Below are 25,855 nucleotides of genomic sequence, written 5' to 3'. Positions count from 1 at the left end.
TTGGAATATAGGAGGACATTAAACATGATTTCAGTTAACGATTTCCGTACAGGATTAACAATTGAAGTAGATGGCGGCATTTGGCGCGTCGTTGACTTCCAGCACGTAAAACCTGGAAAAGGTGCGGCATTTGTCCGCTCTAAACTCCGCAACCTTCGCACTGGCGCCATTCAGGAAAAAACATTCCGCGCTGGTGAAAAAGTAGCGAAAGCGCAAATCGAAACCAAAACAATGCAATATCTATATGCAAACGGAGATCAGCACGTATTTATGGATACTTCTTCTTATGAGCAGCTTGAACTGAGCGCAACTCAAATCGAAGAAGAATTAAAATACCTGCTAGAAAACATGTCTGTGCATATCATGATGTACCAGGATGAAACACTTGGTATCGAACTTCCAAACACAGTTGAGCTGAAAGTTGTTGAAACTGAACCTGGTATTAAAGGTGATACAGCGTCAGGCGGTACAAAACCTGCGAAAACTGAAACCGGGCTTGTTGTAAACGTGCCGTTCTTTGTGAATGAAGGCGACACACTTGTTGTCAATACATCAGACGGTTCTTACGTTTCAAGAGCATAGAAAGAAAAAAAGAAGTCTGTTCCCAAATGGGAGCAGGCTTTTTTTTTTGTGCCCAAAAACAGAATCTTTCTTTTATACGAAAATGACAAGACTACTTCAGCAAGCTAGAGCATATCATATAAAAAAATGGGAGGTTGGGAGAGTGCTATGAAATTTTTACTTGGAAATATCAATTCTACTGTTTTAACAATGGCGGGATTACGAGTTTTATCCTCTATGATTGAGCTGACGGCAGCAATTGTCATGCTTGTGACCAACGATGTCCGGAAGGCGGTTGTGGTTAACAGCATTCTCGCTATTGTCGGTCCGTTGATTTTTATCATTACGATGACTGTCGGAATCTACCAAATTGCCGGGCAGCTTTCGTATGCAAAGCTGATTCTGATTTTTACGGGTGTTGTTTTGATTTTGGCGGGTGTTCATAAATAAAGAGAGGCTTGTCATAAAGTCTGCCTCACATCATACATTTTAAAGAAGCCAATCGGTAGAAAGGAGGAGGCTCTGTTGAATGAAATCGCTGAGGTTCTCCCCGAATCCATGAAAAACGCCCTTTCTGAAATACCGGAACAACAATGGCTGGAAATCGAAGAAGTCAGAATTCGGATCAACCGCCCTGTTGAATTGATTCGAAGAGGACAACCTGTTTATTTGTCCTATGCGGGCACGGCCGAGGATGCCCATCTGATCCTGAGCCGGCTTAGCAACTATAGTATGTATACTCTTGAAGAAGAGCTGAAGAAAGGGTATGTCACGATCAGAGGCGGCCACAGAGTCGGACTGGCGGGCAGAGTCATTACGGAAAACGGAGGTGTGAAAGGCCTCCGTGACATCGCATCTTTTAATATACGAATTGCCCGGCAAAAGCTGGGGATTGCGGAGCCGCTGCTTCCATACTTATATCAAAACAGCTGGCTGAATACGCTGATTATCGGACCGCCCCAAACAGGCAAAACAACACTTCTCCGGGACCTTGCGAGGCTCTCAAGCACCGGCAAAAAACCCATGCTGCCCGTTAAGACAGGAATCGTCGATGAACGGTCAGAAATTGCCGGATGTCTTCGCGGCATTCCGCAGCATCAATTTGGTCAGAGAATTGACGTGTTAGACGCCTGTCCAAAAGCTGAAGGGCTGATGATGATGATTCGATCCATGAGCCCTGAGGTGATGATTGTCGATGAAATCGGGCGTATGGAAGATACAGATGCACTTCTGGAGGCGCTGCATGCCGGTGTTTCAGTAATCGTATCGGCGCATGGCTGGAGCATATCCGACCTGATGAAGCGGCCTTCATTGAAGCGTTTGTGGGAAGAAAGAGCCTTTGACCGCTATTTGGAATTATCAAGAGCAAAAGGGCCGGGCACAGTGAGCCGCATTTATGACAAAGACGGAAATGTGCTGTCTAGGACGACGGGCGTGAAAACATGCTGAAGTTGCTGGGCGCTGTATTCATTGTGGTAGCGACAACATGGACAGGTTTTGAGATGGCGAAGATTTATACAGAACGGCCGCGGCAAATCCGCCAGCTGCGTGCGGCGCTTCAATCCCTCGAGGCTGAAATCATGTACGGCCATACACCGCTTCATACTGCTTCACAGCAGATTGCCAAACAGCTCGCACAGCCTGTTTCAGCTCTTTTTTCCGCATTCAGTGATCAGCTGGACAAGGGAAGTGATTCCGCGAAAACGGCGTGGGAGCAAAGCTTAAAGAAGGTATGGGACACCCTGTCTTTGAAAAAAAGCGAATACGAAGTGCTGAAGCAGTTTGGCGAGACGCTCGGGATTCATGATCGAATCTCTCAGCAAAAGCACATCAAGCTGGCGCTGACACATTTGGAAGGCTCTGAAGCGGATGCTGAGCAGGCGCAAGCGAAAAATGAAAAAATGATAAAAAGTTTGGGCTTTTTAGCGGGCTTGTTACTCATTCTTCTATTGATGTAAACGTGAGGGGAGCAAAAATAAAATGGGAGTAGACGTGAATGTCATATTTCAAATTGCCGGAGTGGGAATCGTGGTCGCTTTTTTACACACGATATTGGATCAGATGGGCAAGAAAGAATACGCTCAGTGGGTGACGCTGTTAGGTTTTATCTATATTTTATTTATGGTCGCCACGATTGTAGATGACCTATTTAAAAAGATAAAAGCTGTGTTTTTATTCCAAGGATAGGGGGGCTTGCAGATTGACATTGTTCAAATTGTAGGTTTAGGGCTGATCGCCACCTTCCTTTCTTTAATTGTAAAAGAACAAAAGCCGACTTTTGCGTTTTTAATCGTCGTTTTTGCCGGATGTGCCATTTTTCTTTATTTGGTAGACCAAATCTACGACATTATTCGAATGATAGAAAAAATTGCGATTAATGCAAATGTCAACATGGTCTATGTTGAAACCATTTTAAAGATTATCGGAATCGCCTATATTGCTGAATTCGGGGCACAGCTCACAAAAGATGCCGGTCAAGGAGCCATCGCCTCGAAAATAGAATTGGCGGGGAAAATTTTAATACTCGTAATGGCTGTGCCTATTTTAACCGTCATTATCGAAACGATTCTCGGACTTATACCTTCTATGTCATAACCGAAAGGAGGCGGTAGATTGAAGCGCTTTCAATGGGTTTTGCTTTTGGCCGTGCTGATCATAGCAGGCCGTGCAGAAATTGTACAAGCAGCTGGTAATGCAGAACAAACGGAAGACCATGCTGAAACAGCCGAGCAATTAGCGGAAAGGACAGCAGCCTCGCTTGAAACAGATAAGATCGGGGAATTTTGGAATGACATTATGACAGAATACGGCGGACTGCTGCCGGAAAGCCAAAAAGGTAGCTTAATGGAGTTTATCAATGGCGATAAATCATTCTCACCGCAAGAATGGCTGAAAGCTCTCTTTTCTTATTTGTTTCATGAAGTGCTTGCCAACGGAAAGCTGCTGGGCACATTGATTTTGCTCACGATTTTTTGCGTCATTCTGCAGCTTCTGCAAAATGCTTTTCAGCAAAGCACCGTCAGTAAGGTCGCTTACTCAATTGTGTACATGGTGCTGATTATCCTTGCGCTTAATAGCTTTCATGTGGCAATTAACTATGCAACTGAGGCGATTCAAACGATGACCAGCTTTATCCTGGCGCTCATTCCGCTCCTCTTGGCGCTTTTGGCTTCCTCAGGCGGAGCTGTATCTGCTGCCTTCTTTCATCCTGTTATCCTCTTCCTGATGAACACGAGCGGTCTCTTGATTCAGAATATCGTCATGCCGCTGATTTTCTTATCAGCGATTCTGAGCATTGTCAGCACCATGACCGAACAATACAAAGTAACACAGCTGGCCAACCTGCTCAGAAATATCGCCATCGGAGCGCTGGCTGTTTTTCTTACCATCTTTCTCGGCGTCATCTCTGTTCAGGGAGCCTCAGCTGCAGTGACAGACGGCATTACGCTCAGGACGGCTAAATTTATAACCGGAAATTTTATTCCTGTGCTTGGCCGAATGTTTACAGACGCAACAGATACAGTAATCAGCGCCTCTTTACTGCTGAAAAATACGGTAGGGATTCTCGGTGTCGCTATTTTGATCTGTATCGCGGCATTTCCGGCAATCAAAGTGCTTTCCCTCGCTTTTATTTATAAGCTGGCAGCCGCGATTCTTCAGCCGCTTGGAGGCGGACCCGTCATCACCTGCCTCGACGTCATCAGCAAAAGCGTCATTTATATTTTTGCAGCTCTCGCTATTGTGTCTCTCATGTTTTTTTTAAGCCTTACTGTCATAATCACAGCCGGAAACCTCACGATGATGATGAAATGAAGGAGGCAGGCGAATGAGTTTTTTAACGGAATGGCTTACCACTATCGTGTTGTTTATCCTATTTGCAATTGTGATTGATATGCTGCTGCCGAGCTCCAGCATGCAAAAGTACGCAAAAATGGTAGTCAGCCTGCTCTTGATTGTCGTCATGCTTACGCCGATTTTTAAACTTTTCAAGACAGACCCCGAAATCATCTTTGAATATCTCACAAAAAACGGGCAGTCAGAGTCTGCCGACATAAAAAATCAAATCAATTCAAAAAAAATAGAAATACAAGCTTCCCAGCGCGCATATATTCTAGAAGAAATGGCTGTCCAACTAAAAAAGAAAGCGGAGGAGAGATTCAGTCATGATGAATATAAAGTAGGCCGCATCAAACTCACGGCAGGAGAAAAGGTAGATTCAGAAGAGGATATTAAAACAATCAGCGTGTATATGGCCCCGTCTTCTGAAAAAACGGTCCAAACGGTCGCGCCGGTCCACATTGATACAGATCATGCATACGTAACGAAAGAAGCAGCCGAACAAAAAGAAGCCAAACAGATACAAACGCGGCTCGCGGACATTTGGGAAATCGGAAGTGAGAAAATTACGGTTCATATGGAAGGCGGGGAGAGTGTCGGCAATGAATAAAAACGGATTATGGAATGTATTGAAAAAGCAGTTTCTTCCGGGACAAACGAAGGACGGCGAAAAGCCGAAGCTGACCAAATATCATTACTTTCTATTCGTTTTTGTTCTCGGAGTTTCCTTTATGCTTGTCAGCCAGCTGTTTTCTTCACCTGAGAAAACAGAAAACGCCAAAACGATAACGGCCGTATCATCGCAACATTCCGCAGACAGCAAAGAGAAAACAGCCGAAGTGTTTAAAGCCTCAAAATCTGATAAACCTAAAGACTCGATCGATGACTATGAAAAAGAGTACGAAAATCAGCTGAAAGAAATTCTTGAAACAATCATTGGTGTGGACGATGTCTCGGTTGTCGTGAATGTAGATGCAACGTCGCTGAAAGTATACGAAAAAAACAAATCAAACAAAAATACAACCACTGAAGAAACTGATAAAGAAGGCGGAACAAGAAGCGTTACAGACCAAACATCGGAGGAAGAAATCGTCATGATCAAAAACGGCGATAAAGAAACACCTGTCGTCGTCCAAACGAAAAAACCTGATATACGCGGTGTACTCGTTGTTGCTCAAGGAGTGGACAACGTTCAAATAAAACAAACCATTATCGAAGCGGTGACACGGGTCCTGGATGTTCCAAGCCACCGGGTTGCGGTTGCCCCTAAAAAAATAAAGGAGGATTCATAAATGCTTAAAAAACAAACCGTTTGGCTATTAACAATGCTTAGTCTTGTCGTGGTGTTAAGCGTCTACTATATCATGTCGCCGGAAAGCAAAAACGCCGTGCAGATGCAAAGTGAAAAAAGCGCGTCTGACAGCGGAGAGGTCGCAACTGAAAAAGCGCCTGCCAAGCAAGACACGAAGGAAAAAAGCGGTACAGAAACTGAAAAAGGAAAAGAAGATGGAACAAAGGGAACGAAAGATTCATCAGCAGACAAGGAAACATCCGCTGAAGCCAGTGAAAAAGGAACTGTTGTTACGGAAACAGCCGATGATGATTTGTTTACAACGTACCGTCTTGATTTAGAAGATGCCAGAAGCAAAGAAAGAGAAGAGCTGAATGCCATTGTATCAAGCGATGATGCAACAGCCAAGGAGAAAAGCGAAGCATACGATAAAATGACGGCTCTCAGTGAAGTGGAAGGAACAGAAAAACAGCTGGAAACGCTGATTAAAACACAAGGTTACGAGGATGCGCTCGTTAATGCTGAAGGAGATAAAATCAATATTACAGTCAAATCAGACAAACACTCCAAATCGAAGGCGACAGCCATTATAGACCTTGTGGCAAAAGAAATCAAAACAATGAAAGATGTCGCTGTCACATTTGAACCATCCAAGTAAGAAAGAGGAAAAAGAAGCCCGCTAAACAAGCGGGCTTTTTGCGTTGCTGTCATATTAGAGTTGAATTCAAAAGTCCGCTCCTGTAAGATGAACATAGTATGTACTTTTAGTAGTAACCTATAAAAAAGAAATTTCATACATAGGAGTGCGATTGAATGTTAAATATCAAAGAAATCCACGAGCTGATTAAAGCAATTGACGAGTCTACAATTGACGAATTCGTATATGAAAATGAAGGTGTATCCTTAAAACTGAAAAAACACGAAGCAGGCACGGTTCAAGTTATGCAGCAGGCACCGGCAGCACCTGTACAAGCACAGGCTCCGCAGGCAGTTCAGCCGCAAGCGCAGCAAGCAGCGGCACCTGCCCAAGAAGTACCAAAGCAAGATGAGAATCTGCATAAAATCACTTCACCAATGGTAGGAACATTTTATGCTTCTTCATCACCGGAAGCTGGCCCGTATGTAACAGCCGGTTCAAAAGTAAATGAAAACACAGTTGTCTGCATTGTGGAAGCGATGAAGCTTTTCAACGAAATCGAAGCAGAAGTGAAAGGCGAAATCGTTGAAGTATTAGTAGAAAACGGCCAGCTGGTCGAATACGGACAACCTCTATTTCTTGTAAAAGCGGAGTAAGGAGACTGAACATGATTAAAAAGCTATTGATCGCCAACAGAGGAGAAATTGCTGTCAGAATCATCAGAGCCTGCAGAGAGCTCGGAATTGAGACTGTCGCTGTTTATTCAGAAGCTGATAAAGATGCCCTTCATGTTCAAATGGCCGATGAAGCTTTTTGTATCGGACCGAAAGCATCAAAAGACAGCTATTTAAACGTTACAAATATTGTGAGTGTTGCAAAGCTGACTGGCACGGACGCCATTCATCCGGGATACGGATTTTTAGCTGAAAATGCTGATTTCGCTGAATTATGTGAAGAAGTGAATGTCACGTTTGTCGGCCCGAGCGCTGACGCCATTTCAAAAATGGGAACAAAAGACGTTGCGCGGGAAACGATGAAACAGGCCGGCGTGCCAATCGTACCGGGTTCACAGGGAATTATAGAAAATGTGGAAGAAGCGGTTTCGCTTGCTAATGAAATTGGGTATCCTGTAATTATAAAAGCCACCGCAGGCGGAGGCGGAAAAGGAATTAGGGTTGCTCGCACTGAAGAGGAACTGATTAATGGCATTAAGATTACACAGCAGGAAGCGGCAACTGCATTCGGAAATCCAGGTGTATACATCGAAAAATACATAGAAGATTTTCGCCACGTTGAGATCCAAGTGCTTGCTGATAACTACGGAAATACGATCCATTTGGGCGAACGCGACTGCTCGATCCAAAGACGCCTGCAAAAGCTTTTGGAAGAATCACCGTCTCCTGCCCTTGATTCAGAAATCAGGGAGCAAATGGGAGATGCAGCGGTAAAGGCTGCAAAAGCGGTTGGCTATACAGGTGCTGGAACAGTTGAATTTATCTATGACTACAATGAACAGCGCTATTACTTCATGGAAATGAACACGAGAATCCAGGTGGAGCACCCAGTCACAGAAATGGTGACGGGAACTGACCTGATCAAGGAACAAATCAAAGTGGCTTCAGGAATGGAACTGAGCCTCAAGCAAGAAGATGTTGAATTTGAAGGCTGGGCCATCGAATGCCGAATCAACGCAGAAAACCCAAGCAAAAATTTCATGCCGTCACCTGGTGAAATTAAAATGTACCTGCCTCCTGGCGGTCTTGGTGTCCGTGTCGATTCAGCTGCGTACCCTGGCTATTCCATCCCACCGTACTATGACAGCATGATTGCAAAGGTAATCACATACGGAAAAACGAGAGATGAAGCGATTGCCCGCATGAAGCGCGCATTGAGCGAATTCGTCATCGAAGGCATTGAGACAACAATCCCTTTCCATTTAAAACTGCTTGAACACGAAACATTTGTGAGCGGAGAGTTTAATACGAAATTTTTAGAAACATATGATGTAATGGGCTCATAATTTTTACGGAGGTGAATTGAATGAAAGACAACAGCTTGCTTAAGATGGATCACGAAGATACGCATTTGGGTAAGGTTGAGATTGCACCGGAGGTCATTGAGGTCATTGCCGGCATTGCAGCATCAGAAGTTGATGGAGTTGCCGAAATGCGCGGAAACTTTGCGACAGGCGTCGTTGAGCGCTTTGGCAAAGTGAATCATGGCAAAGGTGTCAAAGTCGACCTTGCGGATGACGGAATTACGATCGATGTATACTGTGTCGTTACATTTGGCGTTTCGATTCCGAAAGTTGCAGCATCCGTTCAGGAAAACATTCGTCAAACCTTATTAAATATGACGTCTCTTTCGATTAACGAGATCAATATTCACATCGTCGGCATTCAATTTGACACAAAAGCCCAAGAAGTCCAAATCGACGAAGAAATGTAAATGGCTTAACACGAAACCAAGGGGAGGGCGGCCCTTTGGTTTTTTTACACGTTACCCTTTATTTCAAAGCATGAAGAAAGCCGGCTTACATAGCCGAGTTTCTTCATGAACGTGAAATCCGAATAATCATATTAGGGTGTGTGAAAATATTCGGTAATAGGGTAAAAAAACCTTGATTTCAATATGCGGATACGAAAAAAATATGTTATGATCTCTTTGTGGCTTAACGACAAGCGGATAAAGAGGATCAAAGGAGAAAGAAAATGAAAAGAAGAACAGCAAGAGAAAAAGCTTTGCAGGCACTATTTCAAATTGATGTCAGCGATATTGCAGTGAATGAAGCCATAGAACACGCACTGGATGAAGAAAAAACAGATCCTTTCTTTGAACAGCTTGTACACGGGGTATTGGAACACCAAGACCAGCTGGATGAAATGATCTCCAAGCATCTGGTGAATTGGAAGCTCGATCGGATTGCCAATGTTGACCGTGCGATTTTGCGCCTGGCAGCATATGAAATGGCATATGCCGAAGACATTCCGGTGAATGTCTCCATGAACGAAGCGATTGAGCTGGCAAAACGGTTTGGTGATGACAAAGCGACAAAGTTTGTAAACGGGGTTCTTTCTAACATTAAATCTGATATTGAACAATCATAGGAGGAAAGAAAATGACTGCAACAATCATCGACGGAAAAGAAACGGCTAGAGAAAAACGCGAACAATTGGCAAAAGAGGTAGAAGAGCTTAAAAAGCAAGGCGTCACTCCCGGACTGGCGGTTATTTTGATTGGAGATGATCCTGCTTCTCACTCTTACGTGCGAGGAAAGAAAAAAGCGGCAGAAACAATGGGAATGAATTTCAAGCTCGATCAATTTGACAGCAGCCTCACAGAAGCTGAACTGCTTTCCATTATTGATCAATATAACCAAGACCCTGAGTTTCATGGCATTCTCGTTCAGCTTCCGCTCCCAGACCATATTTCTGAAAAAGCGGTGATCGAACGTATCTCTCCTGATAAAGATGTAGACGGTTTTCATCCGTTAAACGTAGGGAAAATGCTGCTTGGCGAAGATACGTTTCTTCCTTGCACGCCTCATGGAATTGTTGAGCTTTTGAAGAAAACCAATATTGACCTTTCCGGTAAAGAGGTTGTTGTAGTCGGCCGAAGCAACATTGTCGGCAAACCTGTCGGCCAGCTTTTATTAAATGAAAACGCGACGGTTACTTACTGTCATTCAAGAACAGAAAATATTACTGAACATACGAAAAAAGCGGACATCCTGGTGGTGGCAGTCGGCAGAGCCAACTTCATCAGTGCAGACCAGATCAAAGAGGGCGCTGTTGTCATTGACGTCGGCGTTAACCGTCTGGAAAACGGAAAGCTTTGCGGAGACGTTGAATTTGAAGGGGCAAAGGAAAAAGCGTCCTTCATCACGCCGGTTCCGGGCGGAGTAGGTCCGATGACCATCACGATGCTTGCGCATAATACTGTTAAATCTGCGAAACGTACGTTATCATAGATAATTGGAGATATTCACAGGCGAAATGTTTACCCGCCTTGAATATGAGCACGATACCCGCTTCTTCAGGCTCCTAAAGCCAGGGCGGGTTTTCTTTAGTTATGGTGCAGGAATGCTTAGGAGAGGAGTTTTTAGACATGGGTGAAGCAGCGTATGTGACCGTCTCAGCGCTGACAAAGTATATAAAACGAAAATTCGATGTAGATCCTCACCTTGAAAATATTTGGATTAAAGGCGAATTGTCGAATGTAAAGATACACACACGAGGGCATATTTATTTCACTTTAAAAGACGAAAACGCAAGAATGCAGTCGGTGATGTTCGCGAGACAAAGCGAGCGTCTGCCTTTTAAACCTGAAAACGGAATGAAAGTGCTGGTCAGAGGCGGAATTTCCGTATATGAACCGAGCGGAAACTATCAATTATATGCCAAAGAAATGCAGCCTGACGGGGTTGGAGCGCTTTATTTAGCGTACGAAGAATTAAAAAAGAAGCTTGCCGGAGAAGGTTTATTTGACGACCGCTACAAAAAACAAATCCCCGCATTTCCAGCCACAATCGGGGTTGTGACATCTCCAACGGGTGCCGCTGTCAGAGACGTTATTACAACTCTAAAAAGAAGATATCCCCTTGTAAAAGTCATTGTTCTTCCAGCGCTCGTACAAGGTGAAAATGCGAGCAGATCCATCGTTACGCGCATTGAAGAGGCAAATGAAAAAGAGATTTGCGACGTATTAATTGTCGGGAGAGGCGGCGGTTCGATAGAAGAACTGTGGGCATTCAATGAAGAAATTGTAGCACGCGCCATCTTTGCTTCCAATATTCCGATTATATCGGCAGTCGGACATGAGACGGATTTTACGATCAGTGATTTTGTCGCCGATATCAGAGCCGCGACGCCGACAGGAGCAGCTGAGATTGCTGTGCCTCATACCACTGATTTAATCGAACGCACAAAAACAGCGGAAGTCAGAATGACAAGAGCGATGCAGCAGCACCTCGGCCAGAAAAAAGAACGGATTCAAACGCTGCAATCGTCCTATGCCTTTCGTTTTCCAAAGCGTTTGTATACGCAAAAAGAGCAGCAGTTTGACCTCGCGTACCAGCAGTTTCAAGCACAGCTGACCGCTCTTTTAGATCGGAAAAGCAGACAGCTGGAGCGTGAAACGTACAGATTAGAGGCACTGCATCCTCATGAACAGCTGAAACAAGCGAGAACACGATACCAGGAACAAACAAATCAGCTGAGAAAAAATATGAATATCCAAATGAAGCAGCTGCATTCCCAATTTCAAACCGTTCTTGGCAAGCTGAATGCACTAAGCCCTCTTCAAGTGATGGAAAGAGGATACAGCTTGGCTTATAAAGAAGATAAACTCATTAAAAGTGTCAGTCAAATAGAAGAGCAGGACCGGCTTGAAGTCAAGCTGAAGGATGGCGTGCTGACCTGTGAAGTATTAGAAAAGAGAGGGGAAGAAAAATGACAGACGTGAAAAAAAATGAAAACATGACATTTGAAGAAGCGATGAAAGGGCTTGAGAGCATTGTATCAAAGCTTGAAGAGGGAGATGTGCCTCTAGAGCAAGCCATTAACTATTTCCAAGAAGGCATGGCTCTGTCAAAAATGTGCCATGAAAAGCTGCAAAAAGTCGAAAAGCAAATGGACTTCATTTTAAAAGAAGACGGCGAACTGGCACCTTTCAGTGTTCAGGAGGAAGACGAAGGTGACAAATAAATTAACGAGCTTTCTGGCGGACCGGAAAAAAACAATTGAAAATCAGCTTTCTGTCTATACAGAAAAGCTTGATATGCCGGACTCATTAAAGAAATCTATGCTGTATTCTCTACAGGCCGGCGGAAAGCGGTTGCGGCCTCTGATTGTACTGGCTGTTTTAAACGCATATGGAAAAAGCGAAAAAGACGGCATTCCGGTGGGCTGTGCTGTCGAAATGATTCACACGTATTCGTTAATTCATGATGATCTTCCATGCATGGATGATGACGATTTGCGCCGCGGGAAGCCGACAAACCATAAAGTGTTTGGTGAAGCGACGGCAGTATTAGCGGGTGACGGGCTGCTCACAGAAAGCTTTAAGCTGATTACCTCCCACGTGTCAGACGAGGTGTCAGCAGAAAAGCGCCTGCGGCTTGTGAATGAACTGATTTCAGCGGCAGGCACCGAAGGCATGGTCGGTGGGCAATTAGCTGATATGGAAGCGGAAAACCGACAAGTCACGCTTGAAGAGCTCGAATCCATTCATGAACGGAAAACTGCCAAGCTCCTTGGCTTTTGTGTAATCGCCGGTGCTATTTTGGCTGATGCGCCTGAGGAAGACATTGAAACACTGCGTACCTTCAGCAGCCACATTGGAATCGGATTTCAAATCAGAGACGATATTTTAGATTTAGAAGGCAGTGAAGAGAAAATCGGCAAACGTGTCGGCTCGGATACCACAAATGACAAATCGACATACCCGTCGCTTCTTTCATTGGAAGGGGCCAAACATAAATTGGATGTTCATATAAAAGAGGCGAAGCGATTGATCGGCGGACTCTCTCTTCAAAAAGACCTTTTATATGAGCTATGTGATTTAATTGCGGCAAGAGATCACTAAAACGATCCTAATTTGAAGCGGCTGCACGAGATATGGTAAAATGTAAGCAGTTTATATGAAAAATGAAAAGGAAAAGCGCGTTTGTCTTTTTTTATGTCTGAGATTATTGTCAGCTCGGCATGCAAAAGACATGTATCATTGCAGAAATTCATGCTGAAAGTGAGTTGATCCGCTTTGGATCTTTTATCAATACAGGACCCGTCGTTTTTAAAAAACATGTCCATTGATGAATTAGAGAAATTAAGTGATGAAATCCGTCAGTTTTTAATTACAAGTTTATCCGCTTCCGGCGGCCACATCGGCCCAAACTTAGGTGTCGTAGAGCTTACTGTCGCCCTGCATAAGGAATTTAACAGCCCGAAAGACAAATTTTTATGGGATGTAGGCCATCAGTCGTATGTCCATAAGCTGCTGACAGGACGCGGAAAAGAATTTGCGACGCTTCGCCAGTACAAAGGGCTTTGCGGATTTCCAAAGCGGAGTGAAAGCGAGCACGATGTTTGGGAAACCGGGCACAGCTCGACTTCTCTGTCAGGCGCGATGGGAATGGCAGCTGCCCGTGATATTAAAGGAACGGATGAATATATTATTCCGATCATTGGTGACGGCGCGCTGACCGGCGGTATGGCGCTCGAAGCCCTTAACCACATCGGCGACGAGAAAAAAGACATGATTGTCATCCTTAATGATAATGAAATGAGTATTGCGCCAAATGTTGGTGCCATTCACTCTATGCTCGGACGGCTCCGTACTGCGGGGAAATACCAGTGGGTCAAAGATGAGCTTGAATACTTATTTAAAAAGATTCCGGCAGTTGGGGGCAAGCTTGCCGCCACGGCGGAACGAGTCAAAGACAGCCTGAAATACATGCTCGTCTCCGGAATGTTTTTCGAGGAGCTCGGTTTTACGTATTTGGGCCCAGTGGACGGACATTCTTATCATGAGCTGATTGAGAATCTTCAATACGCCAAAAAAACAAAAGGCCCTGTTCTTCTGCATGTCATCACGAAAAAAGGGAAGGGGTACAAACCGGCTGAGACCGATACGATTGGGACATGGCATGGTACCGGACCATATAAAATTAATACCGGTGACTTTGTAAAGCCGAAAGCCGCAGCTCCTTCGTGGAGCGGTCTTGTCAGCGGAACTGTGCAGCGAATGGCGCGCGAGGACGGACGCATTGTAGCCATTACGCCGGCTATGCCTGTCGGTTCAAAGCTTGAAGGTTTCGCAAAGGAATTCCCTGACCGGATGTTCGACGTAGGAATCGCAGAACAGCATGCCGCAACGATGGCGGCAGCTATGGCAATGCAGGGTATGAAGCCGTTTTTGGCGATTTACTCAACCTTCCTGCAAAGGGCATATGACCAAGTTGTCCATGACATCTGCCGCCAAAACGCCAATGTGTTTATTGGAATTGACCGTGCAGGACTCGTTGGCGCTGATGGAGAGACACATCAAGGCGTGTTTGATATTGCGTTTATGCGCCACATTCCAAACATGGTCTTAATGATGCCGAAAGACGAAAATGAAGGCCAGCACATGGTTCATACAGCACTTAGCTATGACGAAGGCCCGATAGCGATGCGTTTTCCGCGCGGAAACGGACTCGGCGTAAAAATGGATGAACAGTTGAAAACGATTCCGATCGGTACGTGGGAGGTGCTGCGTCCAGGGAACGATGCTGTCATCTTAACATTCGGCACAACAATCGAAATGGCGATTGAAGCAGCCGAAGAGCTGCAGAAAGAAGGCCTTTCCGTGCGCGTTGTGAATGCGCGTTTTATTAAGCCGATTGATGAAAAGATGATGAAGAGTATCCTAAAAGAAGGCTTGCCAATTTTAACAATTGAAGAAGCGGTCTTAGAAGGCGGTTTCGGAAGCTCGATTTTAGAATTCGCTCATGATCAAGGTGAATATCATACTCCGATTGACAGAATGGGTATACCTGATCGGTTTATTGAACACGGAAGTGTAACAGCGCTTCTTGAGGAAATTGGACTGACAAAACAGCAGGTGGCAAATCGTATTAGATTACTGATGCCGCCAAAGACACACAAAGGAATTGGATCATGACGTCAAAGAAAGAACGATTAGATGTATTATTAGTGGAAAGAGGGCTGGCGGAAACGCGTGAAAAAGCCAAAAGAGCCATTATGGCGGGGATCGTCTATTCAAACGAAAACCGCTTGGACAAGCCTGGAGAAAAAATTGACCGCGACCTTCCGTTAACCGTCAAAGGAAACCCGTTGAGGTATGTGAGCAGGGGCGGCTTAAAGCTCGAAAAAGCGTTGAAGGAATTTCCCGTCTCTGTCAAAGATAAAATTATGATTGATATTGGCTCCTCCACCGGCGGTTTTACGGACTGCGCTTTGCAAAATGGAGCTAAACAGTCATACGCTGTGGATGTAGGCTATAATCAGCTTGCGTGGAAGCTTAGACAGGATGAACGGGTCGTCGTGATGGAACGGACGAACTTTCGTTATGCAACACCGGCAGACTTTACAAAGGGCATGCCGGAGTTTGCCACAATTGATGTGTCCTTTATTTCACTGCGGCTCATCCTGCCTGTCCTAAGGACTTTGCTCGTACCGGGCAGCGACTGCATGGCTCTAGTTAAGCCTCAGTTTGAAGCGGGACGGGAATCCGTCGGCAAAAAAGGGATTGTCAGAGATCCTAAAGTGCATGCTGATGTGCTCAAGCGAATGATCAGTTTTTCTGCCGCTGAAGGCTATATCTGTAAAGGGTTGTCATTTTCTCCAATCACGGGAGGAGACGGAAATATTGAGTTTCTCCTTCATTTGCATTGGCCGGGAGAGGGACAGGAAGGTCAGGAGCTGCCAGAAGAAGAGATCATGCGCGTTGTAGAAGAAGCACATAAGACGTTAAAAGAAAAAAAAGCAGATGTACTGGAATAATAGGGCGCTATTATTCCTTTTTTCTGCATTCATGTACAATGTGCAGAGAATCATATAACATAAAAGAACAGATAAGCTTGGAAATAGAGGTGCTTACATGAACAAAGGCCAGAGGCATATTAAAATCAGAGAGATCATTACAAGCAATGAAATCGAAACGCAGGATGAATTGGTCGACATGCTAAAGCAGGATGGATACAAAGTAACGCAGGCCACGGTATCACGGGATATTAAAGAACTTCACCTTGTGAAAGTGCCTACGAATAATGGTTCTTACAAATACAGTCTTCCGGCGGACCAGCGTTTCAATCCGCTGTCAAAGCTAAAGCGGGCATTGATGGACGCATTTGTGAAAATAGACTCAGCAAGCCATATGATTGTGCTGAAAACGATGCCGGGCAATGCCCAGGCAATCGGGGCGCTGATGGACAATTTGGACTGGGATGAAATGATGGGGACCATTTGCGGAGATGATACGATTTTAATTATTTGCCGGACTCCTGAAGATACAGAAGGCGTAAAAAACAGACTCCTTGAACTGCTGTAACAGAAAATCTAACAAAGATAAGAGGTGTAATGCTGTTTGTTAGCTGAACTATCGATTAAAAACTTTGCCATTATTGAGGAACTGACGGTTTCTTTTGAACGCGGGCTTACGGTTTTAACAGGAGAAACCGGAGCCGGCAAATCCATCATCATAGATGCCATTTCTCTTTTAGTCGGAGGCCGCGGATCATCTGAATTTGTTAGATATGGGGAAGCAAAAGCCGAACTTGAAGGGCTGTTTCTGTTGGAGAGCGGCCATCCTGTTTTAGGCGTATGCGCTGAGCAGGGAATCGACGTTTCAGACGAAATGATCGTCATGAGAAGGGATATCAGCACGAGCGGGAAAAGCGTTTGCCGTGTCAATGGCAAGCTTGTCACGATTGCTTCGCTAAGAGAGATCGGCAGGCTTTTATTAGATATTCACGGGCAGCACGATAACCAGCTGTTAATGGAAGACGAAAATCATCTCCAGCTTTTGGACAAGTTTGCCGGGGCCGAAGTGGAAAGCGCGCTTAAAACGTATCAGGAAGGGTACCAGCGGTATATGAAGCTGCTCAAAAAGCTTAAGCAGCTTTCTGAAAGCGAACAGGAAATGGCCCATCGTCTTGATCTTATTCAATTTCAGCTCGAAGAAATCGAATCGGCAAAGCTTGAGCTTAACGAAGATGAACAGCTCCAAGAAGAGCGCCAGCAAATTTCAAACTTTGAGAAGATATATGAGTCGCTGCAAAATGCATATAACGCGCTTCGCAGTGAGCAGGGCGGATTGGACTGGGTTGGAATGGCATCAGCGCAGCTTGAAGATATATCTGATATAAACGAACCGCTGAAAAAAATGTCTGAAAGTGTTTCGAACTCCTACTATTTGCTTGAGGATGCCACATTTCAGATGAGAAATATGCTGGATGAGCTTGAATTTGATCCGGAACGCCTGAACTATATTGAGACGCGACTTAATGAAATCAAACAGCTGAAACGAAAATACGGTGCCACTGTTGAAGACATTTTGGAATATGCTTCTAAAATTGAAGAAGAGATTGACCAAATTGAAAACAGGGACAGCCACCTTCAAAGCTTGAAAAAGGAGCTTGACTCCGTCGGCAAAGATGTCGCAGTGGAAGCGGCAAATGTGTCACAAATCCGAAAAACATGGGCGAAAAAGCTGGCTGATGAGATTCATCGGGAATTAAAAAGCCTGTACATGGAAAAATCAACTTTTGATACGGAATTTAAGGTCAGAACAGCGTCACGCAATGAAGAGGCGCCGCTTGTAAACGGCCAGCCCGTTCAGCTGACTGAACAAGGGATTGACCTGGTGAAGTTTTTAATTTCAACCAATACAGGCGAGCCGCTGAAATCCCTTTCGAAAGTCGCTTCAGGTGGAGAGCTGTCACGGGTGATGCTTGCCATAAAAAGCATTTTTTCCTCACAACAGGATGTGACATCGATCATTTTTGATGAGGTTGATACCGGTGTAAGCGGCAGGGTCGCACAGGCAATCGCTGAGAAGATCCATAAGGTGTCAATAGGATCACAAGTGCTGTGTATTACACACCTCCCTCAGGTGGCTGCCATGGCCGATACGCATCTTTATATTGCGAAGGAGTTAAAAGACGGCAGAACGACGACACGTGTCAAGCCGCTCTCTAAGCAGGAAAAGGTAGCGGAAATCGGGCGCATGATTGCAGGTGTCGAAGTAACCGACTTAACGAAACGCCATGCGAAAGAACTTTTAAAACAAGCGGATCAAGTCAAAACAACTGGGTAAGTTGCGCGAGAAGCGCAGCTTATTTTTTTCGTGCACATCCATTCGTTCATCAGTATATCCAATGTTTTTCTTCATATGACAGTTATAAATAAGCCGTCAGAAGGCAAAATTAAATGATGTAGCAGCAAGTCATAAAGAAGGTGTGGGATAGGAGCGAGGAGAGTGAAGTAGTGAATGCCCGATAACATCAGAAAAGCAGTAGGTTTAATTCTCCTTGTTTCGTTATTAAGCATAGGTTTATGCAAACCGCTAAAAGAATATTTACTGATTCCAACGCAAATGAGAGTATTTGAAACCCAAACACAAGCGATTGAAACGAGTTTATCGGTAAACGCTCAGACATCAGAATCCTCAGAAGCGTTTACAGTAAAGAAAGATCCGCATGAAATCAAGGTGACGGGCAAAAAATCAGGTGAGTCAGAATTGGTATATGATCTTGCCGGATTTCCAATTAAAAAAACAAAAGTGCATGTTCTTCCTGATTTAAAAGTTATACCTGGCGGACAATCAATCGGTGTAAAACTTCATTCCGTCGGTGTTCTTGTCGTCGGATTTCATCAAATCAATACAAGTGAAGGCAAAAAATCTCCGGGAGAAACGGCAGGAATTGAAGCGGGCGACATCATTATTGAGATGAATGGACAGAAAATTGAAAAAATGAATGATGTAGCCCCATTTATTCAAAAGGCTGGGAAAACTGGTGAATCTTTAGACTTACTGATCAAACGTGATAAACAGAAAATCAAAACGAAGCTGATCCCAGAAAAGGATGAAGGAGAAGGCAAATACAGAATCGGGTTATATATCAGAGATTCTGCTGCCGGCATAGGCACTATGACCTTTTATGAACCGAAAACAAAAAAATACGGAGCACTTGGCCACGTGATTTCCGATATGGACACAAAGAAACCAATTGTAGTGGAGAATGGAGAAATTGTTAAATCCACTGTAACATCAATTGAAAAAGGGACAGGCGGTAATCCGGGAGAAAAACTGGCGCGATTTTCCTCAGAACGCAAAACGATCGGGGATATTAACAGAAACAGCCCGTTTGGGATTTTCGGCACACTGCATCAGCCGATTCAAAACAACATATCAGATCAAGCATTGCCGGTTGCGTTTTCTACCGAAGTCAAAAAAGGGCCGGCTGAAATTTTAACGGTTATTGATGATGACAAAGTAGAAAAATTCGATATTGAAATCGTCAGCACAACGCCGCAAAAATTCCCTGCGACAAAAGGAATGGTGTTGAAAATTACCGATCCAAGGCTGTTGAAAGAAACAGGAGGCATCGTACAGGGGATGAGCGGAAGCCCGATTATTCAAAATGGAAAAGTGATCGGTGCTGTCACCCATGTATTTGTAAATGACCCGACAAGCGGCTACGGTGTTCATATTGAATGGATGCTGTCAGAAGCAGGAATCGATATTTATGGAAAAGAAAAAGCAAGCTGACTGCCGGAGTTTCCGGCAGTTTTTTTATTTTGATCCCTCTTCACTTCTCAGAATACATACGGTAAAATATACAAAAGAAGATTTTTCGACAAATTCACGTTTCCTTGTTTGTCAAATTTCATTTTTAGTCGAAAAACAGAGAAAAACATAGAATAACAAAGATATGCCACTAATATTGGTGATTATGATTTTTTTAGAGGGTATATAGCGGTTTTGTCGAATGTAAACATGTAGCAAGGGTGAATCCTGTTAACTACATTTGGGGAGGAAGAAACGTGGAGAAAATTAAAGTTTGTGTTGCTGATGATAATCGAGAGCTGGTAAGCCTGTTAAGTGAATATATAGAAGGACAGGAAGACATGGAAGTGATCGGCGTTGCTTATAACGGACAGGAATGCCTGTCGCTGTTTAAAGAAAAAGATCCCGATGTGCTCGTATTAGATATTATTATGCCGCATTTAGACGGACTTGCGGTTTTAGAGAGGCTGAGGGAATCAGATCTGAAAAAACAGCCGAATGTCATTATGCTGACAGCCTTTGGGCAGGAAGATGTCACGAAAAAGGCCGTCGATTTAGGCGCGTCCTACTTTATTCTCAAACCGTTTGATATGGAAAACCTTGTCGGCCATATCCGCCAGGTCAGCGGAAATGCCAGCAGTGTGACGCATCGTGCGCCATCATCGCAAAGCAGTATTATACGCAGCAGCCAGCCTGAACCAAAGAAGAAAAATCTCGACGCGAGCATCACAAGCATTATCCATGAAATCGGCGTCCCAGCCCATATTAAAGGCTATCTCTATCTGCGCGAAGCAATCTCAATGGTATACAATGACATCGAATTGCTCGGCAGCATTACAAAAGTCCTCTATCCGGACATCGCCAAAAAATTTAACACAACCGCAAGCCGTGTAGAAAGAGCGATCCGTCATGCAATTGAAGTGGCATGGAGCAGAGGAAACATTGATTCCATTTCCTCGTTGTTCGGTTATACTGTCAGCATGACAAAAGCTAAACCGACAAATTCGGAGTTCATTGCAATGGTTGCGGATAAGCTGAGGTTAGAGCATAAGGCTTCTTAAACATGAGCTTATTAAGTGGTCATTAAATCAAACGTCTTTTATTTATTAGTTTGCGCTGATAAATAGGAGGCGTTTTGTTTTGGGGACATTTGTTAGTATGGGAGAAGAATATTAAGTACCCGCATATAGTAAAGGATGGGTTTGAAAAGTAAGGAAAGCAAATGGCGGTATTACCTGCACTCTTGGTCCATTCATACATCTTATAGGATCACGAGCATGATCGACCCTAGATGTGTCCGTTATAAAATGAAACCTTTCTCCTGCAAAATCGTAAGTAAGGCGTATTCATGTAAAAAGGAGACGTACGAATGAAAAAGAAAAAAGCAAGAAAGCGTGAGGGGTTTTTCCTGGATTTTCTTTTCGAAGTTGGCGGGGAGCTCTTTCTTTTGCTGTTTAGATGTGTACACAAACTATTTATATAAAGGGAAAAAAGACTGCCGAATCGTTTCGGCAGTCTTTGCACATTAATCTTTATAAGGCACCCAGCCTGGCGTGTTCACAATTGCTTGCCATAGCGGTTCAGGCAAATGATATTTTTCTTTATCTGTGCCTTTGATCACTGTTTCGATTTGCTTTTCACGGCCTTCTTTTACTTTTACCGTCCAGTCAGGGTCAACTAGAATTTCGCGTCCCATAGCGACCAGCGGAATACCGTTTTCGATGACGGCAAGCGCGTCATCAGCGGAATGGATGGAACCGACGGCGATCAGCGGCACTTTGTTTCCGACACGTTCATTCAATAAGTCCATGCGTGTGCGAGTCGGATCTGCACCGCGGCGCGCTTTTGAGTTCACGTCCATCAGTGAGACATGAAGATAATCCAATTCTTTATCTCCTAAAGCATCAACAAGCGTATAAGTTTCAGTCATTGTCAATCCCGGTGTCTCAGGTTCTTCCGGAGACAGGCGGTATCCGACTAAGAACGCACCCTTCGCATGTTCTGAAGCGGCTTTTTTCACTTCATCGACAATAGCGAGCGGGAAGGCTAATCGTTTTTCATCGCTTCCTCCCCAGCGATCCGTGCGCTGGTTGGTTTTCGGAGAATAAAACTGCTGAATTAAGTAGCCGTTTGCACCGTGAATTTCGACACCGTCAAAGCCGGCTTCAATGGCGCGTCTTGTCGCTTCTCCAAACGCCTTCACAATGTTTTCCACTTCTTCTTCTTTTAATGCGCGAGCAATTTGTTTGCCGTTATCAAACACGTCACTTGGCCCCACAACATCCTGTTGAGGAACGAGCTCAGACGGGCACTCAATACCGCCGTGATGAATTTGTACAACAGCTTTCGCGCCTTGTGCCTGAATGGCTTGTGCTAACTTTTTTAAACCTGGAATGTTGGAATCGTCATGGATGGCCGGCTGCCCGGGGAATGCTTTTCCGTCCGGTGTAACATTTGCGCAGGCTGTAATCACCATTCCCATCTCTTTTGAACGGGGGATGATGTAGTCGAGCTCCGCTTCAGATATTGTACCGTCTTCATTAGAAGCGTAATGAGTCATCGGTGCTACTGCGATCCGGTTGTTGATTGTAACGCCGCTTTTAAACGTAAATGGTTCAAAAAGTGGCTTATACTTAGGATTCATTTGATCATCTTCTTTCGTTTGGATTCGCACATATTCTAGCCTATATGTAAAAATTAATGCAATTGATCTGCTTTACCGACTGAATATCTTGAGTGCAGAGTGATGTTTTCGCCGCTCTTTTTCGGGGCCTTTGTAGCCGCCGCTGATTTGGTGGCCGATGGAGCATGTGATGACAGCTGCCGCCAGCAGCAGAACGAATTTTTTCATGGCTTTAACTTCTTTCAATAAAGTAAATATCCTTTAAAAGGTTACGCTTGGCTGACCCACCCGTCAAACGATTTGCTCACCCTATTCTCAAATTTTTTAAAATGAATAAAAAGTTGCTTCTTTCCGCTAATTTTTTCTAATTGGCACCTCAATTAGAGCCATCCTCATAGACAAATCTGCTCGTTATCTTTCTAACAACAGGAAATGATCGGGTCGTATAACCCTTTTGAAAATCATGGAACTTGCTCGCCTGCATTCGCGTTGTCTTTACAAATTCGCCATTCTGGTCAAAGATAAAAGCCAAACATCAGGAAGAGGTGGTCATGTGAAACAAACGGTTCTTTTGCTGTTTACTGCGCTCTTTCTTTCGGGGTGCAGTGTTGCAAGTGCGGATGACTCAGTGCCAAGGTTTACCGAAGAGGGAAAATACATTGGCTCGGCTGATCCTCATACGATTGCGGTTTCTCTTAATGGAGAAGAAACCATGATACAAGTTCCGAAGGATAAACGTGATGAATGTGAATCACTGCCAGATCAGACACATGTCCTGGTGAAATATACAAAGAAGGATAATGGAACTTTACAGCTGGAAGATATTCAGCTGCGAAAGAACTCGTCATAAAAAGACCGGAGGGAGTAAGTTGAGAATGTTATGGAGGAGCTTGGCGCTGTGCGGATTGGCTTTGACGCTCGCGCCTTGTGCACAGGCAACAGAGCCGATAGAAGGGAAAACAGTGTATATTGATGCCGGACACGGCGGTGAAGACAGTGGAGCGGTCGGAAACGGGCTCTTTGAAAAGGATATTAATTTGGCTGTCTCAGAGCATGTGACGGACAAACTAAAAGAGGAGGGAGCCAATCCTGTTGCATCCCGGTCTGACGATCATTTTCTGACCTTGGAGGAAAGAGTGGCTAAGGCAAGTGCCAATCAGGCTGACCTTTTTGTCAGCATTCATGTGAATTCAGGGGTTGCTTCAGCTTCAGGAACAGAAACGTATTTTCAATCTGATTATGAAGGGGAGAACAGCCGGCGTCTGGCATCCGATATTCAGTCACAGCTCGTTTCATCCTTACAAACGAGAGACAGAGGCGTGAAAGAATCAGACTTTTACGTCATTACATATTCACAAATGCCAAGTGTGTTGGCGGAGCTTGGGTTTATCACTAACAGCTCTGATGCGGACAAGCTGGGAAGTGAAGAATACCAGCAAAAGGCCGCAGATGCGATTGTCAACGGCATTGATTCTTATTATGATCAGTAGATTGATACAGCCTTAATCCTAGAGTGGAGCCGACAAAATAAGTATAATGGAGAAAACTTTAGGGTTTGAGGTGAAACGATGACAAAGATTTTTGCCCACCGGGGGGCCTCAGGTCAATTTCCCGAAAATACAATGCTTGCATTTGAAAAAGGAATTGAAGCCGGAGCGGATGGGATAGAGCTTGATGTACAGCTGACGAAAGACGGACGCATTGTTGTAATTCATGATGAAAGACTTAACCGTACGACATCACTTAAAGGATTCGTGAAGGATACAGCCTATGATGAGGTAAAGACTGCGAATGCGGCCGCTGGTCACGATCAAGCGTACAGCGATATAAAAGTGCCGCTGCTAGAAGATGTGCTCTCGTGGGCGGTAAAAAAGGATTTTCTCATCAACATTGAATTAAAAAACAGCGTGATCCGCTATGAGGGAATGGAAGAAAAAGTGCTGGAGGCAGTGAAGCGATTTAATGTAGAGGACAGAGTCATCCTATCCACGTTTAATCATGACAGCTTGGCGCTGTGCGCCCGGCTTGCACCGCATATCGAACGGGCAGTATTAACTTCAGATGTGCTTTATCAGGCAGATCGATATATCGCGTCTATTCCGGCTTCCGGCTATCACCCGAAGTTAAACAGCCCAGGGGTCACAGATGAAGTACTGAAGAAAATGAGGAACGGTTTGATTAAGGTAAGGCCGTATACAGTCAATCGTCCGGAAGATATGAAGCGTCTCATTGAAGCGGGAGCAGACGGCATGTTTACCGACTTTCCAGAAAAGGCTTCGGCATTGCTGAAAAATGAATAGTTGTTAGAAGGAGGCTGTTTGACGCAGCCTTCTTTTTTCATTCATTCATGCCCGTTTCAAAGCATACATTCATAGAAGACAACTAGAAATTGTAAGCGCTGTCTATCTTCTGAATGAGGTGAAACCATGAGGAAAACAGTCATTGTAAGTGCTGCAAGAACTCCATTTGGCAAATTCGGCGGAGTTTTGAAAGAGGTGAAAGCTGCTGAGCTTGGGGGCATTGTGATGAAGGAGGCGCTGCAACAGGCTGGAGTCTCTGGAGATGATGTAGAAGGAAACGTCATGGGCATGGTTGTCCAGGCCGGCTCAGGGCAGATACCTTCCCGTCAAGCTGCCCGTCTGGCGGGAATGCCTTGGAGTGTGCCCTCAGAAACACTGAATAAAGTCTGTGCTTCCGGCCTTCGCGCTGTCACTTTATGTGATCAAATGATTCGGGCGCAGGATGCGGACATACTTGTTGCGGGGGGGATGGAAAGCATGAGCAATATTCCGTATGCCGTTCCCGCCGGGCGCTGGGGAGCACGGATGGGAGACGGCGAGCTTAGGGACTTAATGGTGTATGACGGATTAACGTGCGCATTTGACGAGGTGCACATGGCTGTTCACGGAAATACAGCTGCCAAGGAATATGCAATCTCACGAAGAGAGCAGGACGAATGGGCGTTGAGAAGTCATGCAAGGGCAGCTAAGGCCGCCGATGAAGGGAAGTTTCAGGATGAAATTGTTCCCGTCAACTGGATCGGCCGAAAAGGAAAACCAAACGTTGTTGATAAAGATGAAGCGATTCGCCGTGACACAAGTCTGGATCAGCTCGCGAAACTTGCTCCGATTTTTGCAAGTGACGGTTCTATCACAGCCGGCAATGCTCCCGGGGTCAATGACGGAGCCGGCGCGTTCGTGCTGATGTCTGAGGAAAAAGCTGCTGAGCTTGGCAAACGGCCTCTGGCTACAATTCTTGGTTTTTCAACTACGGGAATGCCAGCGCACGAGCTGGCGGCAGCGCCGGGGTTTGCCATTAACAAGCTCCTGAAAAAGAACGGTTTGACTGTCCAAGATATTGACTTGTTTGAAGTAAATGAAGCTTTTGCTTCAGTTGTTTTGACATGTGAAAAAATCGTAGGTTTCGATCTTGAAAAAGTAAATGTGAATGGCGGTGCGATCGCGCTCGGCCACCCGATCGGCGCGAGCGGGGCGAGAATTCTCATGACGCTTGTTTATGAATTAAAGCGCCGGGGAGGGGGTCTGGGCGTTGCCGCTATTTGCAGCGGGGCAGCACAGGGAGACGCCGTCTTAGTGCAGGTTCATTAAAACATGAT

At 44.8% G+C, this 25,855-nt stretch carries 30 protein-coding genes; 28 read left to right on the top strand and 2 right to left on the bottom strand.

Going from position 1 to position 25,855, the window contains the following annotated elements; all coding sequences use genetic code 11:
- Positions 1–24: 24 nt before the first annotated feature.
- From efp to spo0A, 24 genes are all read left to right on the top strand, one after another.
- Positions 25–582 carry an elongation factor P gene (gene efp, locus NST79_RS12735; protein ID WP_003226377.1) on the top strand — a complete coding sequence of 186 codons (558 nt, stop codon included), beginning with the start codon at positions 25–27 and terminating at the stop codon, positions 580–582.
- Between the two features lie 147 nt (positions 583–729).
- Positions 730–1,011 (top strand): YqhV family protein, encoded by a 282-nt coding sequence (locus NST79_RS12730; protein ID WP_004398639.1) that lies wholly within the window; start codon positions 730–732, stop codon positions 1,009–1,011.
- A gap of 75 nt (positions 1,012–1,086) precedes the next feature.
- Positions 1,087–2,010, top strand: coding sequence for a stage III sporulation protein AA (gene spoIIIAA / locus NST79_RS12725; RefSeq protein ID WP_144483064.1), 924 nt, complete (start codon positions 1,087–1,089; stop codon positions 2,008–2,010).
- Positions 2,004–2,519: a stage III sporulation protein SpoIIIAB gene (spoIIIAB, locus tag NST79_RS12720; RefSeq protein WP_212058866.1), complete on the top strand. Its 516-nt coding sequence runs from the start codon at positions 2,004–2,006 to the stop codon at positions 2,517–2,519. Before spoIIIAA ends, spoIIIAB begins: the two co-directional genes overlap by 7 nt.
- Positions 2,520–2,541: 22 nt before the next feature.
- Positions 2,542–2,748 carry a stage III sporulation protein AC gene (gene spoIIIAC, locus NST79_RS12715; protein ID WP_003153142.1) on the top strand — a complete coding sequence of 69 codons (207 nt, stop codon included), beginning with the start codon at positions 2,542–2,544 and terminating at the stop codon, positions 2,746–2,748.
- A gap of 6 nt (positions 2,749–2,754) precedes the next feature.
- Positions 2,755–3,156 (top strand): stage III sporulation protein AD, encoded by a 402-nt coding sequence (spoIIIAD, locus tag NST79_RS12710; RefSeq protein WP_003230228.1) that lies wholly within the window; start codon positions 2,755–2,757, stop codon positions 3,154–3,156.
- An 18-nt stretch (positions 3,157–3,174) separates the two neighbouring features.
- On the top strand, positions 3,175–4,374 hold the full coding sequence (spoIIIAE, locus tag NST79_RS12705; RefSeq protein ID WP_003230230.1) for a stage III sporulation protein AE: 1,200 nt from the start codon (positions 3,175–3,177) through the stop codon (positions 4,372–4,374).
- 13 nt (positions 4,375–4,387) lie between these two features.
- Positions 4,388–5,008: a stage III sporulation protein AF gene (gene spoIIIAF, locus NST79_RS12700; RefSeq protein ID WP_024573103.1), complete on the top strand. Its 621-nt coding sequence runs from the start codon at positions 4,388–4,390 to the stop codon at positions 5,006–5,008.
- On the top strand, positions 5,001–5,690 hold the full coding sequence (gene spoIIIAG / locus NST79_RS12695) for a stage III sporulation protein AG (protein WP_014477307.1): 690 nt from the start codon (positions 5,001–5,003) through the stop codon (positions 5,688–5,690). The genes spoIIIAF and spoIIIAG overlap by 8 nt, the downstream gene beginning before the upstream one ends.
- Positions 5,691–6,347 carry a stage III sporulation ratchet engulfment protein SpoIIIAH gene (spoIIIAH, locus tag NST79_RS12690; RefSeq protein ID WP_003230250.1) on the top strand — a complete coding sequence of 219 codons (657 nt, stop codon included), beginning with the start codon at positions 5,691–5,693 and terminating at the stop codon, positions 6,345–6,347.
- A gap of 155 nt (positions 6,348–6,502) precedes the next feature.
- Entirely contained in the window at positions 6,503–6,982 is a 480-nt protein-coding gene (gene accB, locus NST79_RS12685; protein ID WP_144530376.1) for an acetyl-CoA carboxylase biotin carboxyl carrier protein, read from the top strand.
- An 11-nt stretch (positions 6,983–6,993) separates the two neighbouring features.
- The gene (accC, locus tag NST79_RS12680; RefSeq protein ID WP_003230253.1) at positions 6,994–8,346 is read left to right on the top strand and encodes an acetyl-CoA carboxylase biotin carboxylase subunit; all 1,353 of its coding nucleotides are present in this window, start codon (positions 6,994–6,996) and stop codon (positions 8,344–8,346) included.
- 20 nt (positions 8,347–8,366) lie between these two features.
- On the top strand, positions 8,367–8,774 hold the full coding sequence (gene yqhY, locus NST79_RS12675) for a fatty acid biosynthesis protein YqhY (protein WP_003230254.1): 408 nt from the start codon (positions 8,367–8,369) through the stop codon (positions 8,772–8,774).
- Between the two features lie 263 nt (positions 8,775–9,037).
- On the top strand, positions 9,038–9,433 hold the full coding sequence (nusB, locus tag NST79_RS12670; RefSeq protein ID WP_003230256.1) for a transcription antitermination factor NusB: 396 nt from the start codon (positions 9,038–9,040) through the stop codon (positions 9,431–9,433).
- An 11-nt stretch (positions 9,434–9,444) separates the two neighbouring features.
- Positions 9,445–10,296: a bifunctional methylenetetrahydrofolate dehydrogenase/methenyltetrahydrofolate cyclohydrolase FolD gene (gene folD, locus NST79_RS12665; RefSeq protein ID WP_003230259.1), complete on the top strand. Its 852-nt coding sequence runs from the start codon at positions 9,445–9,447 to the stop codon at positions 10,294–10,296.
- 137 nt (positions 10,297–10,433) lie between these two features.
- The gene (xseA, locus tag NST79_RS12660; RefSeq protein WP_212058865.1) at positions 10,434–11,780 is read left to right on the top strand and encodes an exodeoxyribonuclease VII large subunit; all 1,347 of its coding nucleotides are present in this window, start codon (positions 10,434–10,436) and stop codon (positions 11,778–11,780) included.
- Positions 11,777–12,031: an exodeoxyribonuclease VII small subunit gene (locus tag NST79_RS12655; protein WP_003226409.1), complete on the top strand. Its 255-nt coding sequence runs from the start codon at positions 11,777–11,779 to the stop codon at positions 12,029–12,031. Before xseA ends, NST79_RS12655 begins: the two co-directional genes overlap by 4 nt.
- Positions 12,021–12,911, top strand: coding sequence for a farnesyl diphosphate synthase (locus NST79_RS12650; RefSeq protein ID WP_212058864.1), 891 nt, complete (start codon positions 12,021–12,023; stop codon positions 12,909–12,911). The genes NST79_RS12655 and NST79_RS12650 overlap by 11 nt, the downstream gene beginning before the upstream one ends.
- Positions 12,912–13,085: 174 nt before the next feature.
- Positions 13,086–14,987, top strand: a complete 1,902-nt coding sequence (gene dxs / locus NST79_RS12645) for a 1-deoxy-D-xylulose-5-phosphate synthase (RefSeq protein WP_003245985.1) — start codon at positions 13,086–13,088, stop codon at positions 14,985–14,987.
- Complete coding sequence (locus NST79_RS12640; RefSeq protein ID WP_212058863.1) at positions 14,984–15,829, top strand: TlyA family RNA methyltransferase; 846 nt, start codon at positions 14,984–14,986, stop codon at positions 15,827–15,829. Before dxs ends, NST79_RS12640 begins: the two co-directional genes overlap by 4 nt.
- 97 nt (positions 15,830–15,926) lie before the next feature.
- Complete coding sequence (argR, locus tag NST79_RS12635) at positions 15,927–16,376, top strand: arginine repressor ArgR (RefSeq protein WP_003230265.1); 450 nt, start codon at positions 15,927–15,929, stop codon at positions 16,374–16,376.
- A gap of 36 nt (positions 16,377–16,412) precedes the next feature.
- Positions 16,413–18,143 (top strand): DNA repair protein RecN, encoded by a 1,731-nt coding sequence (gene recN / locus NST79_RS12630; RefSeq protein WP_029317928.1) that lies wholly within the window; start codon positions 16,413–16,415, stop codon positions 18,141–18,143.
- 174 nt (positions 18,144–18,317) lie between these two features.
- A complete protein-coding gene (spoIVB, locus tag NST79_RS12625; RefSeq protein WP_212058862.1) occupies positions 18,318–19,598 on the top strand; it encodes a SpoIVB peptidase in 1,281 nt (426 codons plus the stop codon).
- Between the two features lie 275 nt (positions 19,599–19,873).
- Positions 19,874–20,677 carry a sporulation transcription factor Spo0A gene (gene spo0A, locus NST79_RS12620; protein ID WP_003226427.1) on the top strand — a complete coding sequence of 268 codons (804 nt, stop codon included), beginning with the start codon at positions 19,874–19,876 and terminating at the stop codon, positions 20,675–20,677.
- A gap of 464 nt (positions 20,678–21,141) precedes the next feature.
- Here the strand turns inward: spo0A and NST79_RS12615 are convergent, their stop codons facing one another.
- Together NST79_RS12615 and NST79_RS12610 are read right to left on the bottom strand one after the other, a co-directional pair.
- Positions 21,142–22,260: an NADH-dependent flavin oxidoreductase gene (locus NST79_RS12615; protein WP_042976476.1), complete on the bottom strand. Its 1,119-nt coding sequence runs from the start codon at positions 22,258–22,260 to the stop codon at positions 21,142–21,144.
- 72 nt (positions 22,261–22,332) lie between these two features.
- On the bottom strand, positions 22,333–22,485 hold the full coding sequence (locus tag NST79_RS12610) for a hypothetical protein (protein ID WP_014480226.1): 153 nt from the start codon (positions 22,483–22,485) through the stop codon (positions 22,333–22,335).
- Between the two features lie 307 nt (positions 22,486–22,792).
- Between NST79_RS12610 and NST79_RS12605 the strand changes: the two genes are divergently transcribed.
- The 4 genes from NST79_RS12605 to NST79_RS12590 all read left to right on the top strand — a co-directional run bounded on the left by NST79_RS12605 (position 22,793) and on the right by NST79_RS12590 (position 25,847).
- Entirely contained in the window at positions 22,793–23,089 is a 297-nt protein-coding gene (locus NST79_RS12605; RefSeq protein WP_014480225.1) for a hypothetical protein, read from the top strand.
- A 19-nt stretch (positions 23,090–23,108) separates the two neighbouring features.
- Positions 23,109–23,729 (top strand): N-acetylmuramoyl-L-alanine amidase, encoded by a 621-nt coding sequence (locus NST79_RS12600; RefSeq protein ID WP_212058861.1) that lies wholly within the window; start codon positions 23,109–23,111, stop codon positions 23,727–23,729.
- Between the two features lie 78 nt (positions 23,730–23,807).
- Positions 23,808–24,539, top strand: coding sequence for a glycerophosphodiester phosphodiesterase (locus NST79_RS12595; RefSeq protein ID WP_015714234.1), 732 nt, complete (start codon positions 23,808–23,810; stop codon positions 24,537–24,539).
- Positions 24,540–24,665: 126 nt separating this feature from the next.
- Entirely contained in the window at positions 24,666–25,847 is a 1,182-nt protein-coding gene (locus NST79_RS12590) for an acetyl-CoA C-acetyltransferase (RefSeq protein ID WP_032730377.1), read from the top strand.
- Positions 25,848–25,855 lie beyond the last annotated feature (8 nt).

This window comes from Bacillus sp. PS196 (assembly GCF_037963555.1).
GTDB lineage: Bacteria > Bacillota > Bacilli > Bacillales > Bacillaceae > Bacillus > Bacillus subtilis.
This window is presented reverse-complemented; position numbering and strand designations above follow the sequence as displayed.

What these genes read in the sequence shown, in the direction of transcription:
- efp (WP_003226377.1), top strand. Translation starts at nt 25, where the DNA reads ATGATTTCAGTTAACGATTTCCGTACAGGATTAACAATTGAAGTAGAT.
- NST79_RS12730 (WP_004398639.1), top strand. Translation starts at nt 730, where the DNA reads ATGAAATTTTTACTTGGAAATATCAATTCTACTGTTTTAACAATGGCG.
- spoIIIAB (WP_212058866.1), top strand. Translation starts at nt 2,004, where the DNA reads ATGCTGAAGTTGCTGGGCGCTGTATTCATTGTGGTAGCGACAACATGG.
- spoIIIAC (WP_003153142.1), top strand. Translation starts at nt 2,542, where the DNA reads ATGGGAGTAGACGTGAATGTCATATTTCAAATTGCCGGAGTGGGAATC.
- spoIIIAF (WP_024573103.1), top strand. Translation starts at nt 4,388, where the DNA reads ATGAGTTTTTTAACGGAATGGCTTACCACTATCGTGTTGTTTATCCTA.
- spoIIIAG (WP_014477307.1), top strand. Translation starts at nt 5,001, where the DNA reads ATGAATAAAAACGGATTATGGAATGTATTGAAAAAGCAGTTTCTTCCG.
- spoIIIAH (WP_003230250.1), top strand. Translation starts at nt 5,691, where the DNA reads ATGCTTAAAAAACAAACCGTTTGGCTATTAACAATGCTTAGTCTTGTC.
- accB (WP_144530376.1), top strand. Translation starts at nt 6,503, where the DNA reads ATGTTAAATATCAAAGAAATCCACGAGCTGATTAAAGCAATTGACGAG.
- accC (WP_003230253.1), top strand. Translation starts at nt 6,994, where the DNA reads ATGATTAAAAAGCTATTGATCGCCAACAGAGGAGAAATTGCTGTCAGA.
- yqhY (WP_003230254.1), top strand. Translation starts at nt 8,367, where the DNA reads ATGAAAGACAACAGCTTGCTTAAGATGGATCACGAAGATACGCATTTG.
- nusB (WP_003230256.1), top strand. Translation starts at nt 9,038, where the DNA reads ATGAAAAGAAGAACAGCAAGAGAAAAAGCTTTGCAGGCACTATTTCAA.
- folD (WP_003230259.1), top strand. Translation starts at nt 9,445, where the DNA reads ATGACTGCAACAATCATCGACGGAAAAGAAACGGCTAGAGAAAAACGC.
- xseA (WP_212058865.1), top strand. Translation starts at nt 10,434, where the DNA reads ATGGGTGAAGCAGCGTATGTGACCGTCTCAGCGCTGACAAAGTATATA.
- NST79_RS12655 (WP_003226409.1), top strand. Translation starts at nt 11,777, where the DNA reads ATGACAGACGTGAAAAAAAATGAAAACATGACATTTGAAGAAGCGATG.
- NST79_RS12640 (WP_212058863.1), top strand. Translation starts at nt 14,984, where the DNA reads ATGACGTCAAAGAAAGAACGATTAGATGTATTATTAGTGGAAAGAGGG.
- argR (WP_003230265.1), top strand. Translation starts at nt 15,927, where the DNA reads ATGAACAAAGGCCAGAGGCATATTAAAATCAGAGAGATCATTACAAGC.
- spoIVB (WP_212058862.1), top strand. Translation starts at nt 18,318, where the DNA reads ATGCCCGATAACATCAGAAAAGCAGTAGGTTTAATTCTCCTTGTTTCG.
- NST79_RS12615 (WP_042976476.1), bottom strand. Translation starts at nt 22,260, where the DNA reads ATGAATCCTAAGTATAAGCCACTTTTTGAACCATTTACGTTTAAAAGC.
- NST79_RS12595 (WP_015714234.1), top strand. Translation starts at nt 23,808, where the DNA reads ATGACAAAGATTTTTGCCCACCGGGGGGCCTCAGGTCAATTTCCCGAA.
- NST79_RS12590 (WP_032730377.1), top strand. Translation starts at nt 24,666, where the DNA reads ATGAGGAAAACAGTCATTGTAAGTGCTGCAAGAACTCCATTTGGCAAA.